Below are 16,652 nucleotides of genomic sequence, written 5' to 3' on the forward strand. Positions count from 1 at the left end.
CCCCGGTACTCCCGTACCGGGGCCGCCCCCTCCTCGTACCGTCGGCTCAGCCGCCGAACTCCTCCAGGCCCTTCAGCGCCTGGTCGAGCAGGGCCTGGCGGCCCTCCAGCTCACGCGCCAGCTTGTCGGCCTTGGCGTCGTTGCCGGCCGCCCGGGCCGTGTCGATCTGCTTGCGCAGCTTCTCGACCGCGTCCTGCAGCTGCCCGGTCAGGCCCGCGGCACGCGCACGCGCCTCCGGGTTCGTCCGGCGCCACTCGGCCTCCTCGGCCTCCTGGATGGCCCGCTCCACCGCCTGCATCCGGCCCTCGACCTTGGGCCGGGCGTCACGCGGGACGTGGCCGATGGCCTCCCAGCGCTCGTTGAGGGAGCGGAAGGCCGCACGAGCCGCCTTCAGGTCCGTCACGGGCACCAGCTTCTCGGCCTCGGTCGCGAGTTCCTCCTTCAGCTTGAGGTTCTCGGACTGCTCGGCGTCCCGCTCGGCGAAGACCTCGCTGCGCGCCGCGAAGAAGACGTCCTGGGCGCCGCGGAAGCGGTTCCACAGGTCGTCCTCGTGCTCGCGCTGGGCACGGCCGGCCGCCTTCCAGTCCGTCATCAGCTCGCGGTAGCGGGCCGCGGTGTTGCCCCAGTCGGTGGAGTTCGACAGCGACTCCGCCTCGGCGACCAGACGCTCCTTCGCCTTGCGGGCTTCCTCGCGCTGTGCGTCCAGCGACGCGAAGTGCGCCTTGCGGCGCTTCGAGAACGCCGATCGGGCGTGCGAGAAGCGGTGCCACAGCTCGTCGTCGGACTTGCGGTCGAGCCGGGGGAGACCCTTCCAGGTGTCGACGAGCGCCCGCAGTCGCTCGCCCGCGGCCCGCCACTGCTCGCTCTGGGCCAGTTCCTCGGCCTCCGTGACGAGCGCCTCCTTCGCGGCGCGCGCCTCGTCGGTCTGCTTGGCCTTCTGGGCCTTCCGCTCCTCGCGGCGCGCGTCGACGCTCTCGACGAGCTTGTCCAACCGGGCGGCCAGCGCGGCCAGGTCGCCCACGGCGTGGTGCTCGTCGACCTGCTGCCGGATGTGCTCGATCGCCGCGGTGGCGTCCTTCGCCGAGAGATCGGTGGTTCTCACCCGCTTCTCGAGGAGGCCGATCTCGACAACCAAGCCCTCGTACTTGCGCTCGAAGTAGGCCAGGGCCTCCTCAGGGGTGCCGGCCTGCCACGATCCGACGACCTTCTCGCCCTCGGCCGTCCGCACGTACACGGTGCCCGTCTCGTCGACGCGGCCCCACGGGTCGCTGCTCACAGCGCCTCCTCACCATGATGCCGTCGCGGGGTCGTACCCCGCGGGCATCGTCCACAGTTTCCCGGCGGGCCTCGCCCGCCATCGCAGCGCGGCCGACGGCCCACGCTGCACTACGCCAATCTAGGCGAACCGTGCCCCGGCTGTCCGCACTCAGCGCGACCCAGATTCGGCAGTCGCGCCCGTGCGGACGCGCGGGCTCACTTCTTGACGACGGTGGCCTTCTCGATGGTGACCGGCTTCTTCGGGGCGCCGTCCGTGGCGCCTCCCTCGACGCCCGCCGCGGCCACGGCCTGGACCGCCTTGAGACCGGACGCGTCCAGCTTCCCGAAGGGAGTGAAGGTCGGGGCCAGCTTGGTGTCCTTGTAGACCAGGAAGAACTGGGAGCCCCCGGAGCCGGGCTGCCCGGTGTTGGCCATGGCGACGGTGCCGGCCGGGAAGGTCACCGAGCCGTCCTCACCCGCCTTGCCGAGGGCGTCCAGGTTCTCGTCGGGGATCGTGTAGCCGGGGCCGCCGGTGCCGTCGCCCTGGGGGTCGCCGCACTGGAGCACGTAGATGTTCTGGGTGGTGAGGCGGTGGCACTTGGTCCCGTCGAAGTACTTCTTGTCGGCGAGGTGCTTGAAGGAGTTCACCGTGTGCGGGGTCTTCGCCGCGTCCATGGTGATCGTGATGTCGCCCTCGTTCGTCTTGAGGGCCATCGCGTACGCGGCCTTCTGGTCCACGGACATCTTCGGCTCGGTGCCCGTCGACGCGCTCGCCGTCGGCTCCGTGCCTTCGGGCGTGTTCGTCGGGGCGTCGCCCGCGTTGTCCGAGCCCTTCGAGGAGTCGTCCGTCAGGGCCACGGAGGCGTACACGGCTCCGCCCGCGGCCAGTACCACCGCGAGGGCGGCCGCGATGACGGTGTTGCGGCGCTTCGCCCTGCGCTGGTTCTCCTCCCGCCGCTGCTGCTGCCGCGCGTACTTCTCCCTGGCAAGCTGCCGCCGCCGCTGATCGCTGCTGACCACCGGGTCCGCTCCTTGTCGCTCGTCTGTTCCTGTCCTGGCCGGATGTGCCCGTACGGTATACGGGTTGGCTGTGGAACCGGCACCGCCGGTAGGCTCTGATCTGCCGCATTCCGTGATTTCCGCGCCCTGAGCCGGACAACAACTTAAGGACGAACGTGCTGATTGCCGGGTTCCCCGCCGGGGCCTGGGGGACCAACTGTTATCTGGTCGCCCCCGCCGCAGGCGAGGAGTGCGTGATCATCGACCCGGGCCACCAGGCCGCCCAAGGAGTCGAAGAGACGCTGAAGAAGCATCGGCTCAAGCCCGTCGCCGTCGTCCTCACCCACGGACACATCGACCACGTCGCCTCCGTCGTGCCGGTGTGCGGGGCCCATGACGTCCCCGCATGGATCCACCCGTCCGACCGCTACATGATGAGCGACCCGGAGAAGGCCCTCGGCCGGTCCATCGGGATGCCCCTCATGGGCGAGTTGACCGTGGGAGAGCCCGACGACGTGCGGGAGCTCGCCGACGGCGCCGAGCTGAAGTTGGCCGGTCTGGAGTTCTCCGTCGCCCATGCGCCCGGCCATACCAAGGGGTCGGTGACCTTCCGGATGCCCGAGACCACGGAGGTCCCCTCCGTGTTCTTCTCCGGGGATCTGTTGTTCGCCGGCTCCGTCGGACGCACCGACCTTCCCGGCGGTGACACGGACGAGATGCTCGCGTCGCTGGCCCGCGTGTGCCTGCCGCTCGACAACTCGACCGTGGTGCTGTCGGGACACGGTCCCCAGACGACCATCGGCCAGGAGCGCGCCACCAACCCCTATCTGCGGCAGGTGGCCGCCGGCCTCGGGAGCACGGAAGCTCCCCGACGAGGAATGTGACGACTTTCGTGAGCACCTTCAAGGCCCCCAAGGGCACGTACGACCTGATCCCGCCGCACTCCGCCACGTACCTCGCGGTGCGGGAGGCGATCTCCGCACCGCTGAGGAAGTCCGGCTACGGCTACGTCGAGACCCCCGGCTTCGAGGACGTGAGCCTCTTCGCCCGCGGCGTCGGCGAGTCCACCGACATCGTCAGCAAGGAGATGTACGCCTTCGAGACCAGGGGCGGCGACAAGCTCGCCCTCCGTCCGGAGGGCACCGCGTCCGTGTTGCGCGCCGCACTGGAGGCGAACCTGCACAAGCAGGGCAACCTTCCGGTCAAGCTCTGGTACTCCGGTTCGTACTACCGCTACGAGCGCCCGCAGAAGGGCCGCTACCGCCACTTCTCGCAGGTCGGCGCCGAGGCGATCGGCGCCGAGGACCCGGCGCTCGACGCCGAGCTGATCATCCTGGCCGACCAGGCGTACCGCTCGCTCGGCCTGCGGAACTTCCGCATCCTGCTGAACTCGCTCGGGGACAAGGAGTGCCGCCCCGTCTACCGGGAGGCCCTGCAGACCTTCCTGCGCGGCCTCGACCTCGACGAGGACACCCTGCGCCGCGCGGAGATCAACCCCCTCCGCGTCCTCGACGACAAGCGCGAGGCCGTGCAGAAGCAGCTGGCCGACGCTCCGCTCCTGCGCGACTACCTCTGCGACGGCTGCAAGGCGTACCACGAGGAGGTGCGCGCCCTGATCACGGCGGCCGGCGTCGTCTTCGAGGACGACCCGAAGCTGGTCCGCGGCCTCGACTACTACACCCGCACCACCTTCGAGTTCGTCCACGACGGCCTCGGCTCGCAGTCCGCGGTGGGCGGCGGCGGTCGCTACGACGGCCTCTCCGAGATGATCGGCGGCCCCGCGCTGCCGTCGGTGGGTTGGGCGCTCGGCGTGGACCGCACGGTCCTCGCCCTGGAGGCGGAAGGGGTCGAGCTCGACGTCCCCGGCACCACCAGCGTCTTCGCCGTCGCCATCGGAGACGAGGCGCGACGCCTCCTCTTCGGCAAGGTCACCGAGCTCCGCCGGGCCGGCATCGCCGCCGACTTCTCCTTCGGCGGCAAGGGCCTCAAGGGCGCCATGAAGGACGCCAACCGCTCGGGTGCGCGCCTCGCCGTCGTCGCAGGCGAGCGCGACCTCGCGGAGGGCGTGGTGCAGCTCAAGGACATGGCATCCGGCGAGCAGCAGGCGATCACCCTCGACGGTCTGCTGGAAGCGGTGCGGTCCAAGCTGGCCTGACGCACCGAACGGACGGAGGGGCCCGGACCGCGGCACGTGGTTTGGGCCCTCCGCGTTCCCGTCCTTATCCCGGGCGAACGGCCGGAGCCGTGTCGGGTGTTGCAGAATGACCGTGCCCACAAGGCCGATCGAGCGAGGGAAAAGGCGACATGGCGAAGGCAGCGGTGGACGAGGTGGCGCCCGGCCGGGACGACGGCGGCACCATAGGGGCGAGCCGGGCCCTCTCCTGGCTGCTCGTGGTCACCGGAGCGGCCGGACTGCTCGCCGCCTGGGTCATCACCATCGACAAGTTCAAGCTCCTGGAGGACCCCAACTTCACCCCGGGGTGCAGCCTCAATCCGATCGTCTCCTGCGGCAGCATCATGAAGAGCGAGCAGGCCTCGGTCTTCGGCTTCCCCAACCCCATGCTCGGCCTCGTCGCCTACTCCGTGGTGATCGCGATCGGCGTGGGCCTGCTCGCCGGAGCCCGCTACCGTCGCTGGTACTGGCTCGGCCTCAACGCCGGCACCCTCTTCGGCGTGGGCTTCTGCGCCTGGCTGATGTACCAGTCGCTGTACGAGATCAACGCGCTCTGCCTGTGGTGCTGCCTGGCGTGGGTCGCCACCATCGTCATGTTCTGGTACGTGACCTCGCACAACGTCCGCCACGGCGTGATCCCTGCTCCCGCCGGTCTGAAGACCTTCTTCGACGAGTTCACCTGGATCCTGCCCGTCCTCCACATCGGGATCATCGGCATGCTGATCCTGACCCGCTGGTGGGACTTCTGGACCGGCTGACGGCGCACCGCACTGTCGGCGCGGTGACCTAGGCTTCATGACCGTGGAGCCCGACCTCTTTACCGCAGCAGCCGAAGACCGCCAGGAGAAGGACCCTGCCAGCAGCCCGCTGGCCGTCCGGATGCGTCCCCGCACGCTGGACGAGGTGGTCGGCCAGCAGCACCTGCTGAAGCCCGGCTCGCCCCTGCGCAGACTCGTCGGGGACGGGAGCGGCGGGCCCGCCGGTGCTTCCTCGGTGATCCTCTGGGGTCCCCCCGGCATCGGGAAGACCACGCTCGCCTACGTCGTGTCGAAGGCCACCAACAAGCGTTTCGTGGAGCTGTCCGCGATCACCGCCGGCGTCAAGGAGGTCCGGGCCGTCATCGAGGGCGCCCGGCGGGCGGCGGGCGGCTACGGCAAGGAGACCGTCCTCTTCCTGGACGAGATCCACCGGTTCTCCAAGGCCCAGCAGGACTCGCTCCTGCCGGCCGTGGAGAACCGGTGGGTCACGCTGATCGCCGCCACCACCGAGAACCCCTACTTCTCGGTGATCTCCCCGCTGCTCTCCCGCTCCCTGCTCCTCACCCTGGAGCCGCTCACCGACGAGGACCTCAAGGGCTTGATGGACCGCGCACTCACCGGTGAACGGGGGCTGGGCGGGGCCGTGTCCCTTTCGGAGGGGGCCCGGTCCCACCTCCTGCGGGTCGCCGGTGGTGACGCCCGGCGCGCCCTGACCGCCCTGGAAGCCGCGGCCGGCGCCGCCATCGCCAAGGGGGAGGAGGAGATCACCCTCCAGACCGTGGAGGAAACCGTCGACCGCGCGGCCGTGACGTACGACCGCGACGGGGACCAGCACTACGACGTGGCCAGCGCCCTCATCAAATCGATCCGAGGCTCGGACGTGGACGCGGCCCTGCACTATCTGGCGCGGATGATCGAGGCGGGGGAGGACCCGCGCTTCATCGCCCGCCGGTTGATGATCTCGGCGAGCGAGGACATCGGCCTCGCCGACCCGAACGCCCTGCCGCTGGCGGTCGCCGCCGCCCAGGCCGTTGCCATGATCGGTTTTCCGGAGGCGGCGCTCACCCTGAGCCACGCCACCATCGCCCTGGCGCTGGCACCGAAGTCCAACACCGCGACGACCGCGATCGGTGCCGCCCTCGCCGACGTGCGCAACGGCCTCGCCGGCGCGGTCCCCCCACACCTGCGGGACGGCCACTACAAGGGGGCGGCGCAACTGGGCCACGCCCGGGGATACGTGTACCCGCACGACGTACCGGGCGGCATCGCGGCCCAGCAGTACGCCCCGGACACGATCCACGGCCGCCAGTACTACGCACCCACCCGCTACGGTGCGGAGGCGCGCTACGCGGACGTGGTGGAGAGGGTGCGGGCGCGGCTGAAGGGCGCCGAGTAGGTCCGGCCCCCGCTCCGCGCGACCGGTCCCGCCCGGCACCCGGTTCCCCGCGCGCCCACGGGCCGGGGCCCGCCCACCGGTCCCCGTGCGGTGGTGGTGCACGGACCCGGTACACTGGTCCGGATCGCTGCGTCCCGTGACCGGCTCCGGTCGGCACCACCAGAACGGGACAGTCAGCCGGAGACCCCACCTTCGGGCGGGGTGTCCAGGAGCGTCGCGCACCTTCGAAGGTGTCGCGTGCAACCCACCATCACCCGGTTCCCGGGAACGGCGGTGGGTCGTTCGCGTGCTGCACGTACGTGCCCAGACCTGGGAGCGGCTGCCCGGCAGGTCCGTCCCGTACGGACCAGGCGGGTTTCCCGGCTGCGGATGCGACCTCCCTAAACCCTGGTGAAGCCGTATTCGTACAGATAGAGAGGTTGGTTCATGCCGAACCAGTCCCGTCCCAAGGTCAAGAAGTCGCGTGCCCTCGGCATCGCGCTGACCCCGAAGGCCGTCAAGTACTTCGAGGCCCGCCCCTACCCGCCGGGCGAGCACGGCCGCGGCCGCAAGCAGAACTCGGACTACAAGGTCCGTCTGCTGGAGAAGCAGCGCCTGCGCGCCCAGTACGACATCAGCGAGCGCCAGATGGCGCGCGCCTACGACCGCGCCAAGAAGGCCGAGGGCAAGACGGGCGAGGCGCTGGTCGTCGAGCTCGAGCGTCGCCTCGACGCCCTGGTCCTGCGTTCGGGCATCGCCCGCACCATCTACCAGGCCCGCCAGATGGTCGTGCACGGCCACATCCAGGTCAACGGTGGCAAGGTCGACAAGCCGTCGTTCCGCGTCCGTCCCGACGACGTCGTGATGGTCCGCGAGCGCAGCCGCACCAAGCCGCTGTTCGAGATGGCCCGCGAGGGTGCCTTCGCCGCCGACGGCGAGACCCCGCGCTACCTGCAGGTCAACCTGAAGGCCCTGGCCTTCCGCCTCGACCGCGACCCGAACCGCAAGGAAATCCCGGTCATCTGCGACGAGCAGCTGGTCGTCGAGTACTACGCCCGCTGATTCCAGCACGGCAGTAGTACCGCTCCCGCGGTGCTCAGCCCGCCGCTTCCCCGCCCTCGTCGGCGGGGGAGCCGGCGGGCTTCCGTGTTCCCGGTGCCGCCGTCGCCCGCGCCGTGCGGAACGGGCGCGGAGCAGATGCTTCCGCCTGGCCTTCGGGGCCGGGCTCCCGCCACCCGGCGAGCGCCCGTTCCACGGCCGCGTCCAGCGGGAGGGCCCGTCCCTCCCGGACCGCGACGCCGTACGCTTCCGCTCCCATCGCCTCTGTGGCCCGGCGCTCGCACAGTGCTCCGGGGCCGCCGAAGGCCACCGAGCCGAAGAGCCTGATGCCGACCGCGTCCCACACCGGCACCGTGGCCCCCTGGAGGACCGCCGCCTCCGCCGGGTTCCCCTCGCTCGCCGTCACCAGCGCGAGCAGTTCGACCGCCAGCACGAGACCGACCAGGTCGTGGAAGGCGTGGTTGATCGAGACGCACGCGGTCAGCAGCTCCCGCGCCTCCCCGAACGCGTCCCGGTTCCACGCCGAATACGCCAGGACGTACAGCGCGTAGGCCCGGGTCCACAGTTCTCCGCGTTCCTCGCAGGCCTCCCGCACCTCCCGACAGATCGTGACCGCCCCCTCCAGGTCACCCCGGAAGGCCCGTGCCATCGCCAGTTCGACCCGCGCCATCAGCACGTTGCTGTTCAGCTCGCCGAGGTCCCGGTAGGCGTCGATCGCCCGTTCGAACAGTTCCTCGGCCTGCGGCAGGTCGTCCGAGAGCAGCGCGAGGCAGCCCATGCGGTGCGTCGCATAGGCCTCCGCCAACGCGTTCCGGGAGGACCTGGCGCGCTCCCGGCACTCGTGGAGCGCCGCCACCGCCGCCGCGCCGTTCCCCTGGAGCACCGATACGTACCCGAGCACCCACAGCGCCTTGAGCCGTGCCTCCTCGTGCCCGGATTCCGCGGCGAGCGACCGCTCCAGCCAGTGCCGCCCCTCCGCGAGGCGTCCGCAGCCCACCCAGGCGAACCAGAGCGTGCCAGCCAGGTGCTGGGCGAGGTGCGCCTCCTCCGGGAGTTCGAGGCACAGGTCGAGGGCCGCCCGCAGATCGGGCAGGGCCAGGTCCGTCCGGGCCGCCACTTCCGTCTGGTGCGGGCCGAACCACTCCAGCTCGCACCAGGTGGCGAGGCCCACGTACCAGTCGCGGTGTCGTCGCCGTACCCGTTCCGTGTCGTCGAGCGCGGCCAGCCACTCGGCCCCGTACGCGGCGACCGTGTCCAAGAGCCGGTAGGCGGGGCCTGCGGGGGTGTCCTCCCGCGAGACCAGCGACTGCGCGAGCAGCCCCCCGAGGTGGTCAAGGATCAGGTCCGGCGGCAGTTCCGCGCTCCCGCACACGTACTCCACCGCCTCCAGGTCGAAGGGGCCGGCGAACACCGAGAGCCGCGCCCAGAGCAGCCGCTCCTCCGGGGTGCACAGCTCGTGACTCCAGCCGATCGCGGTGCGCAGCGTCTGGTGGCGGGGGAGCACTCCGCGTTCCCCGTCCGTCAGCAGGCGGAAACGGTCGTCGAGGCGGTGCAGCACCTGCTCGACGGAGAGCAGGGGGAGCCGTCCGGCGGCCAGTTCGAGGGCCAGGGGGATGCCGTCGAGCCGTCGGCACAGCTCCCGCACGCCGTCCGGTCGGGCATCCCGGCCCCGGGGCGCCCCCGCCCCGGGTGCCGGTGGGTCCGGGACCACCGGCGCACCCGCCTCCGCGGCCCGCTCGACGAGGAGCGCCACCGCGTCCGCCTCGTCCATCGGAGCCAGGGGGAACACCGCTTCGCCGGCGACCCGCAGGGGACGCCGGCCGACCGCGAGCACGGTGAGCCCGGGGGCACCGGCGAGAAGGTCCCGGACCAGTGGCGCGCAGTGCTCCACCAGGTGCTCGAAACCGTCGACCACCAGCAGCATCCGCCGCTCGGCGAGGTGCTCGACCAGCACCTCTCGCGGGGGCCTCGGCGTGTGGTCGGTCAGCCCGAGCGCCTCCGCCAGGGCGTGCCCGATCAGGTCCGGGTCGCGCAGCGACGCCAATCCGGCGAGCCGCACCCCATCGGCGTAGCGTTGTCGTGTCTCCGCAGCGGTCCGCAGCGCGAGCCGTGTCTTGCCGACCCCGCCCACGCCGACGACCGTGACCAGGCGGGAAGCCGTGAGGAGCGCCTTCAGGGACGCCTGCTCGGTGGCCCGCCCGACGAACCGGTTCAGCTCCGCCGGGAGATTGCTCCGTCGCATGGGACACGGAGCGTACTCACCCCCGTGCGCTCCGTACAATCGACTTCCCGTAACTCCCGTCCCACGAGCGGTAATGCGGTACGGCGGGACAGCCGGGGCGCGATAGGGTCGGGGGACGACTTTTCACATGGCCCCACGACAACAGAGAGCGGTGCAGAGTGACCGGTGGAGAGGTTGCCGGGATCCTGGTGGCCGTGTTCTGGGCGATCCTCGTCTCCTTCCTCGCCGTGGTGTTGGCGAGACTGGCACAGACGCTCAGGGCCACCACCAAGCTGGTGGCGGACGTGACCGAGCAGGCCGTTCCCCTGCTGGCCGATGCATCCGCGACCGTGCGCTCGGCGCAGACCCAGCTCGACCGGGTCGATGCCATCGCCACGGACGTCCAGGAGGTCACCTCCAACGCCTCCGCGCTCTCCACCACCGTCGCGTCCACGTTCGGCGGTCCGCTCGTCAAGGTGGCCGCCTTCGGCTACGGAGTCCGCAGGGCGCTCGGGCGGGGTCGGGAGGCCGAGGGCGCGCCGCGCGCCACCACCCGTCGTACCGTGATCGTCGGTCGTACCGTGCCGTCCGCGCGACGACGGAAGCAGAAGGGCTGAGCCGCGATGTTCCGCCGCACGTTCTGGTTCACGGCCGGCGCCGCCGCCGGTGTGTGGGCCACCACCAAGGTCAACCGCAAGCTGAAGCAGCTGACCCCCGAGAGCCTCGCGGCCCAGGCGGCCGACAAGGCAGTCGAAACCGGCCACCGGCTCAAGGACTTCGCCCTCGACGTGAGGGCGGGCATGGTCCAGCGGGAGGCCGAACTGGGCGAGGCGCTCGGCCTCGACGCCCCCGATGACCGGGGACGGGAGCTGCCGGAGCCGCGCCGGAGGGGCGTGCTCGGCCCCGCTGCGCGGTCGACCGCACATTCGTTTTCCAAGATGCCTACGAGTTCGTTCAACCGGAATGAGGACCACTGATGGAGTCGGCTGAAATTCGCCGCCGCTGGCTGAGCTTCTTCGAGGAGCGCGGGCACACCGTCGTCCCTTCGGCGTCGCTCATCGCGGACGACCCGACTCTGCTGCTCGTCCCGGCCGGCATGGTGCCGTTCAAGCCCTACTTCCTGGGCGAGGTCAAGCCGCCGTTCACGCGCGCCTCCAGCGTGCAGAAGTGCGTGCGCACGCCGGACATCGAGGAGGTCGGCAAGACCACCCGGCACGGCACGTTCTTCCAGATGTGCGGCAACTTCTCCTTCGGCGACTACTTCAAGGAAGGCGCCATCAAGCTCGCCTGGGAGCTGCTGACCACCCCGGTCGAGCACGGCGGCTACGGGCTTGAGCCGGAGAAGCTCTGGATCACGGTCTACCAGGAGGACGACGAGGCCGAGCAGATCTGGCGCGACGTCGTCGGCGTCCCGGCCGAGCGGATCCAGCGCCTCGGCAAGAAGGACAACTACTGGTCGATGGGCGTCCCGGGGCCCTGCGGTCCCTGCTCCGAGATCAACTACGACCGCGGTCCCGAGTTCGGCGTCGAGGGCGGTCCCGCCGTCAACGACGAGCGGTACGTGGAGATCTGGAACCTCGTCTTCATGCAGTACGAGCGAGGTGAGGGCTCCGACAAGGAGGACTTCCCGATCCTGGGCGAGCTGCCGTCGAAGAACATCGACACGGGCCTCGGCCTGGAGCGCCTGGCGATGATCCTCCAGGGCGTCCAGAACATGTACGAGACGGACACCCTCAAGGTCGTCATCGACAAGGCCACCGAGCTGACCGGCGTCGACTACGGCAAGGCCCACGACAGCGACGTTTCGCTCCGCGTGGTCGCCGACCACATGCGCACCTCCGTGATGCTCATCGGCGACGGGGTGACCCCCGGCAACGAGGGCCGCGGCTACGTGCTGCGCCGCATCATGCGCCGTGCCGTCCGCAACATGCGCCTGCTCGGCGCCACCGGTCCGGTCGTCAAGGACCTCGTCGACACCGTGATCAACACGATGGGCGAGCAGTACCCGGAACTGGTCACCGACCGCAAGCGCATCGAGACGGTCGCCCTCGCCGAAGAGGCCGCCTTCCTGAAGGCCCTCAAGGGCGGCACCAACATCCTCGACACCGCCGTCACCGAGACCAAGGCCGCCGGCGGCACCGTCCTCGCCGGCGACAAGGCGTTCCTGCTCCACGACACCTGGGGCTTCCCGATCGACCTCACCCTGGAGATGGCCGCGGAGCAGGGCCTCTCGGTGGACGAGGACGGCTTCCGCCGCCTGATGAAGGAGCAGCGGGACCGGGCCAAGGCCGATGCCAAGGCCAAGAAGACCGGGCACGCCGACGTCACCGCGTACCGGGAGATCGCCGACAACAGCGGTGCCACCCAGTTCACCGGTTACACCAACACCGAGGGCGAGACCACGATCGTCGGTCTCCTCGTGAACGGCGTTCCCTCGCCGGCCGCCTCTGAGGGCGATGAGGTCGAGGTCGTCCTCGACCGCACCCCGTTCTACGCCGAGGGCGGCGGCCAGATCGCCGACCAGGGCCGCATCAAGCTGCACAGCGGCGCGGTCATCGAGGTCCGCGACGTGCAGCAGCCGGTGCCGGGCGTGTCGGTGCACAAGGGCTCCGTGCAGGTCGGCGAGGTGACCGTCGGTGCGACCGCCTATGCCGCCATCGACGTCACGCGACGCCGGGCCATCGCCCGTGCCCACTCGGCCACCCACCTCACGCACCAGGCGCTGCGCGACGCCCTCGGTCCGACGGCCGCCCAGGCCGGTTCCGAGAACCAGCCCGGTCGCTTCCGCTTCGACTTCGGTTCGCCGAACGCCGTCCCCGGCACGGTCCTCATGGACGTCGAGCAGAAGATCAACGAGGTCCTCGGGCGCGAGCTGGAGGTCCACGCCGAGGTCATGCCGATCGACGAGGCCAAGCGCCAGGGCGCCATCGCCGAGTTCGGCGAGAAGTACGGCGAGCAGGTCCGCGTCGTCACCATCGGCGACTTCTCCAAGGAGCTGTGCGGCGGCACCCACGTCCACAACACCGCCCAGCTGGGCCTGGTGAAGCTGCTGGGCGAGTCGTCCATCGGTTCCGGCGTGCGCCGCATCGAGGCCCTCGTCGGTGTCGACGCGTACCACTTCCTCGCCAAGGAGCACACGGTCGTCGCCCAGCTCCAGGAGCTGGTCAAGGGGCGTCCGGAGGAGCTGCCGGAGAAGATCTCCTCCATGCTCGGCAAGCTGAAGGACGCCGAGAAGGAGATCGAGAAGTTCCGTGCGGAGAAGGTCCTCCAGGCCGCCGCCGGTCTCGTCGACTCCGCCCGGGACGTCCGCGGTGTCGCCCTCGTCACCGGCCAGGTCCCGGACGGCACCGGCGCTGATGACCTGCGCAAGCTGGTGCTGGACGTGCGCGGCCGGATCTCCGGTGGCCGTCCGGCCGTCGTGGCCCTGTTCACCACGGTCAACGGCAAGCCGCTCACGGTCATCGCCACGAACGAGGCCGCCCGCGAGCGGGGCCTCAAGGCCGGTGAGCTGGTCCGCACGGCCGCCAAGACGCTCGGTGGCGGCGGTGGCGGCAAGCCGGACGTCGCCCAGGGCGGTGGCCAGAACCCGGAGGCGGTCGGTGACGCCATCGCCGCCGTCGAGCGCCTGGTTGTGGAAACGGCCTGATGCGACGAGGACGACGACTCGCCGTCGACGTCGGGGACGCCCGGATCGGGGTCGCCTCGTGCGACCCCGACGGGGTCCTGGCCACGCCGGTGGAGACCGTGCCGGGGCGTGACGTCCCGGCCGCCCATCGGCGGTTGCGCCAGATCGTCGAGGAGTACGAGCCGATCGAGGTCGTCGTGGGCCTGCCCCGCTCGCTCAGCGGGCGGGAGGGGCCGGCCGCGACCAAGGTCCGCGCCTTCGCCCGCGAGATGGCGAAGGGCATCGCCCCGGTGCCGGTCCGGCTCGTCGACGAGCGGATGACCACGGTCACCGCGACCCAAGGGCTGCGGGCGTCCGGAGTGAAGTCGAAGAAGGGCCGGTCCGTCATCGATCAGGCCGCCGCTGTGATCATCCTTCAGAACGCTCTTGAGTCCGAACGGGTATCAGGTAATCCGCCCGGTGAGGGCGTCGAAGTGGTCATCTGATCGCGATACGGTAACGTTCCGCGCGATGCGGCGGTGTTCGAACAGCTTGCCGCACTACGTAGAGGCGGATCGTCCGGAAGCCTCGCGGCTGTTTGGGGATCGATGACTGAGTATGGCCGGGGCCCTGGCTCCGAACCGTGGCACCCCGGGGACCCGCTCTTCGGGGACCAGGGGTGGGAAGGTCAGCAGCAGTACCCGCAGCAGCCCGGCCAGTACGGCCACGGTGAGCAGGGGTACGCGGACCAGTACGGGCAGGGGCAGGAGCCCGGTCACTACCAGCAGGGGCACGACCCCGGCCACTACCCGCAGCAGCAGTACCAGCAGCAGCCGCAGGGCTACGTCGATCCTCAGTACCAACAGCAGCAGTACCAGCAGCAGTACCAGGAACAGCAGTACGGCGCAGGGCACCCGGGCGGCTATGACACGCCCGGGAACCTCGGACAGCAGTACGACGGGAACTGGGAGACGGGGCAGGCCGCGATGGCGTACGCTGCGCCTCCGGTCGACCCCTACGGCGGGCAGAACCCCGACCTCTACGGCACCCCGGAGGCGTACCCGCCGCCCCAACCGCCCGGCCGCCGTCAGGACCCGCCGGAGCCGGTCGTCGACTGGGCGCCGGAGGCACCGGTGAACCCGGCGGAACCGGACCGGGAACCCGAGGAGAAGCAACGCTTCTTCGCCGCGGAGGAAGAGGAAGACGAGGAGTACGACGAGGAGCCGGGACGGGGCCGCGGCTCCGGTGACGGCGACCGCCGCAGCAAGACGAAGAAGCGCAAGAGCAAGAACGGCGTGGCCTGCCTGGTCGTCGCGCTCGTCCTGGCCGGAGGCGTCGGCGGTGCCGGTTACTTCGCCTACCAGTTCTGGCAGGGGGAGTTCGGTGCCGCCCCCGACTTCGCGGGCAGCGGGAGCGGTGAGGTCCAGGTCGAGATCCCGAAGGCCGCGGGCGGCTACGAGATCGGCAACATCCTCAAGAAGGCCGGCGTGGTCAAGAGCGTCGACGCCTTCGTCTCGGCACAGCAGCGCAACCCCAAGGGCCTGTCGATCCAGGCGGGCGTCTACACGCTGAAGAAGGAGATGTCGGCGGACAGCGCGGTCACGCTGATGCTCGATCCGGCGAGCCAGGCCAACCTCGTCATCCCCGAGGGCAAGCGCAGCGCCTGGGTGTACGCACAGCTCGACGAGCGCCTCGGCCTCAAGGAAGGCACCACCAAGAGCATCGCCCGTGAGAAGGCGGACTCCCTGGGCCTGCCCGATTGGGCCAAGAACCACAAGGACGTCAAGGACCCCCTGGAAGGCTTCCTCTTCCCGGCGAGCTACCCCGTCGCCAAGGGCAGCAAGCCCGAGGACGCCCTGCGCAAGATGGTCGCCCGCGCGAACCAGGAGTACGGCAAGCTCGACCTGGACGCGAAGGCGAAGGAGCTGGGCCTCCAGGGACCGTGGGAAGTCCTGACGGTCGCGAGCCTCGTGCAGGTGGAGGGCAAGTACAAGCACGACTTCGACAAGGTCGCGCGGGTGGTCTACAACCGCCTCAAGCCGGGCAACACGCAGACCGCGGGCCGTCTGGAGTTCGACTCCACGGTGAACTACCTCAAGGGCACCAGCACCCTCGACGTCGGAACCGTCGACGACATGCGCAAGATCAAGGACCCGTACAACACCTACGCCTACGACGTGAAGGGCCTCACCCCCGGCCCCATCAGCAACCCCGGCATCGAAGCCCTCAACTCGGCGATGAACCCCGCCGACGGTCCGTGGTACTACTTCGTGTCGATCAACGAGAACAAGACCGTCTTCTCCGTGACGAACGAGGAGCACAACCGGAACGTCGCGGAGTACGAGAAGCAACGGAAGCAGGGCCAGTGAGCCAGCAGCACCGCGCGGCCGTCCTCGGTTCGCCCATCGCCCACTCGCTCTCCCCGGTCCTGCACCGGACCGCGTACGCCGAGCTCGGTCTCGACGGCTGGTCGTACGAGCGCTTCGAGGTCGACGAGGACGCGCTGCCCGGCTTCGTCGCCGCACTGGACGACAGCTGGGCCGGGCTCTCCCTGACCATGCCGCTCAAGCGCGCGATCATTCCCCTGCTCGACGAGATCAGCGACACGGCGGCCTCCGTGGAAGCCGTCAACACGGTCGTCTTCCGGGAGGACGGCCGCCGGGTCGGCGACAACACCGACGTCCCCGGCATGATCGCCGCCCTGCGGGAGCGGGGCGTCGAGAAGGTGGAGTCGGCAGCCGTCCTCGGGGCCGGTGCGACCGCCTCCTCAGCCCTCGCCGCCCTCGCCCGGATCTGCACGGGCCCCGTCACCGCCTATGTGCGGAGCGAGGCACGGGCCGAGGAGATGCGCGGTTGGGGCGAGCGACTGGCCGTGGAGGTCCGCACCGTCGACTGGGAACGGGCCGCGGAGGCCTTCGAGGCGCCGCTGGTCATCGCGACCACCCCGACCGGCACCACGAACGCGCTGGCGACCGCCGTACCGGACCGGGCCGGCACCCTCTTCGACGTGCTGTACGACCCCTGGCCCACTCCGCTCGCCGCCGCCTGGTCCGAGCGCGGTGGCCGGGTGGTCGGCGGCCTCGACCTCCTCGTCCACCAGGCCGTCCTCCAGGTCGAACAGATGACGGGGGCGCCCGAGGCCCCGCTCGCGGCGATGCGCGCGGCGGGGGAGAGCGCGCTCTCCCCGTCCTGAGCCGCGCAAGCAC

The 16,652-nt window shown here is 70.6% G+C and carries 14 protein-coding genes; 11 read left to right on the forward strand and 3 right to left on the reverse strand.

Annotated elements, in window-relative coordinates:
• Positions 1-46: 46 nt before the first annotated feature.
• Together ACFW2Y_RS27380 and ACFW2Y_RS27385 are read right to left on the reverse strand one after the other, a co-directional pair.
• On the reverse strand, positions 47-1,276 hold the full coding sequence (locus ACFW2Y_RS27380; protein ID WP_384884558.1) for a DUF349 domain-containing protein: 1,230 nt from the start codon (positions 1,274-1,276) through the stop codon (positions 47-49).
• 197 nt (positions 1,277-1,473) lie between these two features.
• Positions 1,474-2,277: a peptidylprolyl isomerase gene (locus ACFW2Y_RS27385; protein ID WP_384884560.1), complete on the reverse strand. Its 804-nt coding sequence runs from the start codon at positions 2,275-2,277 to the stop codon at positions 1,474-1,476.
• Positions 2,278-2,432: 155 nt separating this feature from the next.
• Between ACFW2Y_RS27385 and ACFW2Y_RS27390 the strand changes: the two genes are divergently transcribed.
• The 5 genes from ACFW2Y_RS27390 (at position 2,433) to rpsD (ending at position 7,624) form a co-directional block, all read left to right on the forward strand.
• Positions 2,433-3,140, forward strand: a complete 708-nt coding sequence (locus ACFW2Y_RS27390) for an MBL fold metallo-hydrolase (RefSeq protein ID WP_384884562.1) — start codon at positions 2,433-2,435, stop codon at positions 3,138-3,140.
• Positions 3,141-3,148: 8 nt separating this feature from the next.
• Complete coding sequence (gene hisS, locus ACFW2Y_RS27395) at positions 3,149-4,411, forward strand: histidine--tRNA ligase (RefSeq protein WP_384884564.1); 1,263 nt, start codon at positions 3,149-3,151, stop codon at positions 4,409-4,411.
• A gap of 149 nt (positions 4,412-4,560) precedes the next feature.
• Positions 4,561-5,187, forward strand: a complete 627-nt coding sequence (locus ACFW2Y_RS27400) for a vitamin K epoxide reductase family protein (RefSeq protein ID WP_384884566.1) — start codon at positions 4,561-4,563, stop codon at positions 5,185-5,187.
• 43 nt (positions 5,188-5,230) lie between these two features.
• Positions 5,231-6,583 carry a replication-associated recombination protein A gene (locus tag ACFW2Y_RS27405; RefSeq protein ID WP_384884580.1) on the forward strand — a complete coding sequence of 451 codons (1,353 nt, stop codon included), beginning with the start codon at positions 5,231-5,233 and terminating at the stop codon, positions 6,581-6,583.
• Positions 6,584-7,009: 426 nt separating this feature from the next.
• Positions 7,010-7,624, forward strand: a complete 615-nt coding sequence (gene rpsD / locus ACFW2Y_RS27410) for a 30S ribosomal protein S4 (RefSeq protein ID WP_384884567.1) — start codon at positions 7,010-7,012, stop codon at positions 7,622-7,624.
• A 34-nt stretch (positions 7,625-7,658) separates the two neighbouring features.
• Here rpsD and ACFW2Y_RS27415 read toward each other — a convergent pair whose 3' ends face one another.
• Positions 7,659-9,863, reverse strand: coding sequence for an ATP-binding protein (locus ACFW2Y_RS27415; RefSeq protein ID WP_384884569.1), 2,205 nt, complete (start codon positions 9,861-9,863; stop codon positions 7,659-7,661).
• A gap of 158 nt (positions 9,864-10,021) precedes the next feature.
• Between ACFW2Y_RS27415 and ACFW2Y_RS27420 the strand changes: the two genes are divergently transcribed.
• The 6 genes from ACFW2Y_RS27420 (at position 10,022) to ACFW2Y_RS27445 (ending at position 16,639) form a co-directional block, all read left to right on the forward strand.
• Entirely contained in the window at positions 10,022-10,459 is a 438-nt protein-coding gene (locus ACFW2Y_RS27420; protein ID WP_384884571.1) for a DUF948 domain-containing protein, read from the forward strand.
• A gap of 6 nt (positions 10,460-10,465) precedes the next feature.
• Positions 10,466-10,819 (forward strand): DUF6167 family protein, encoded by a 354-nt coding sequence (locus ACFW2Y_RS27425; protein WP_384884572.1) that lies wholly within the window; start codon positions 10,466-10,468, stop codon positions 10,817-10,819.
• Positions 10,819-13,488, forward strand: a complete 2,670-nt coding sequence (gene alaS, locus ACFW2Y_RS27430; protein WP_384884574.1) for an alanine--tRNA ligase — start codon at positions 10,819-10,821, stop codon at positions 13,486-13,488. Before ACFW2Y_RS27425 ends, alaS begins: the two co-directional genes overlap by 1 nt.
• A complete protein-coding gene (gene ruvX / locus ACFW2Y_RS27435; protein WP_356069196.1) occupies positions 13,488-13,952 on the forward strand; it encodes a Holliday junction resolvase RuvX in 465 nt (154 codons plus the stop codon). The genes alaS and ruvX overlap by 1 nt, the downstream gene beginning before the upstream one ends.
• A gap of 102 nt (positions 13,953-14,054) precedes the next feature.
• Complete coding sequence (gene mltG / locus ACFW2Y_RS27440; protein WP_384884576.1) at positions 14,055-15,815, forward strand: endolytic transglycosylase MltG; 1,761 nt, start codon at positions 14,055-14,057, stop codon at positions 15,813-15,815.
• Positions 15,812-16,639, forward strand: coding sequence for a shikimate dehydrogenase (locus tag ACFW2Y_RS27445; protein WP_384884578.1), 828 nt, complete (start codon positions 15,812-15,814; stop codon positions 16,637-16,639). The genes mltG and ACFW2Y_RS27445 overlap by 4 nt, the downstream gene beginning before the upstream one ends.
• The last annotated feature ends 13 nt before the right edge of the window (positions 16,640-16,652 follow it).

The sequence above is a fragment of the Streptomyces sp. NPDC058877 genome (genome assembly GCF_042742855.1).
Lineage (GTDB): Bacteria > Actinomycetota > Actinomycetes > Streptomycetales > Streptomycetaceae > Streptomyces.